A 1,574-nucleotide genomic window follows, 5' to 3' on the forward strand; every position below is an offset into this window, starting at 1 on the left:
CACCGCAGACGAAGGTCGAGAAGTTCCGCGCGTATGACTCCTATGCCGACGCCTTCCGCGATTATGCAAAGCTATTGCGTAACAATCCCCGTTACGAAAACGTGCTGGCAAACGCGACAAGCGCCGAAGGATTCGCGCAGGGCTTGCAGCGTGCCGGATACGCCACGGATCCGCACTACGCGGCCAAGCTCACCCGCATTATCAAGCAGACAATGTCGGCGTGACAATTCAACATTTTCGATAGCCTCGCGGCCTCAAGTTTTTCGGCTGGCGTGCCGATGACAGTGTTATCGATAGGCAGATAAAGAAGAACTCCCATGGGCTCCAGTATCCTCGGTGTCGGACAAAGTGCACTCAACGCCGCACAGACGGGTTTGACCACGACCGGCCACAATATTGCCAATGTCAACACGCCCGGCTACAGCCGCCAGGTGGTGTCGCAGAACGCTTCGCTTCCGCAGGACATCGGCGTCGGTTTTGTCGGGAAGGGCACCGAAGTCTCCTCGATCCGCCGCGTGTTCAACGAGTTCGTGTATGGCCAGGTGCTAACCTCGCAGACCTCGTCCAGCGGTGTCGACGCCTATTACGCGCAGATCAAGCAGATCGATAACATGCTGGCCGACGAAACCGTTGGTGTGTCTTCTGTGATGCGGGATTTCTTCGAGGGCCTGCAGGATGTCGCCGCCAACCCGAACACTGCTGCCTCGCGCCAGTCCATGCTGTCTTCTGCCGAGGCAATGGCCGCGCGTTTCCAGAGCCTTGGTGCGCGCCTGGACGAATTGCGCCAGGGCGCCAACGGCCAGATCACGAGCAGCATCGCGGAGATCAATTCCTACGCCGAGAAGATCGTCACCCTGAACGACATGATCGAAAAGGCGCAGGGCACGGCGGGCGAGGGCAAGCCGGCCAACGACCTGCTCGACCAGCGCGACCAGGTGATTGCCGACTTGAGCAAGGAAATCAAGGTTACGATCGTCAAGCAGAACAACAGCTATAACGTGTTCATCGGCAACGGCCAGGCGCTGGTCGTGGGCGGCGAGGCGTTCAAGCTGGTTCCCGCGACATCGCCCACCGATGCCAGCAAGATCCAGGTCGGCTATTCCTCGAACGGAACGACTAGTCTCCTGCCCGAAAGCGGCCTCACCGGCGGCCGGCTCGGCGGCTTGCTGCAGTTCCGGAACAATTCGCTGGACCCGGCCCAGAATGCCCTGGGTCGCGTCGCGATCGGCCTCGCAATGACCTTCAACGCGCAGCACCAGCTCGGCCAGGACCAGAACGGCCTGATGGGCACGGCATTCTTCAACGTCGCGACGCCGGTGGTCAATGCCAGTTCTGCCAATACCGGCACAGCGACGGTCAGTGCAACGATTTCCAATGTCGGCCAGCTCACGACCAGCGATTACCGCATCCAGCGCATCAATGGTGTCGGCGGTGTTGGCGTAGATTATGTGGTGACACGCGTGACCGATGGCCAGCAGACGACGTTTGCTGCATTCCCGCAAACGATTGACGGCATCACTCTCGCCTCGTCTGCGGCCTTCAACAACGGAGACGAATACCTGGTCCGTCCGACC

At 60.1% G+C, this 1,574-nt stretch carries 2 protein-coding genes; both read left to right on the forward strand.

Annotation, left to right across the window (positions count from 1 at the left end; all coding sequences use genetic code 11):
* Positions 1–224, forward strand: a 224-nt coding sequence (locus tag AYR66_RS04315; protein WP_170942270.1) for a glycoside hydrolase family 73 protein, incomplete at its 5' end; no start/stop codon positions are given.
* A gap of 93 nt (positions 225–317) precedes the next feature.
* Positions 318–1,574: flagellar hook-associated protein FlgK (flgK, locus tag AYR66_RS04320; protein WP_141104155.1), on the forward strand; the 1,257-nt coding region annotated here is incomplete at its 3' end.

The sequence above is a fragment of the Noviherbaspirillum denitrificans genome (genome assembly GCF_002211445.1).
GTDB classification, from domain to species: domain Bacteria; phylum Pseudomonadota; class Gammaproteobacteria; order Burkholderiales; family Burkholderiaceae_D; genus Noviherbaspirillum; species Noviherbaspirillum denitrificans.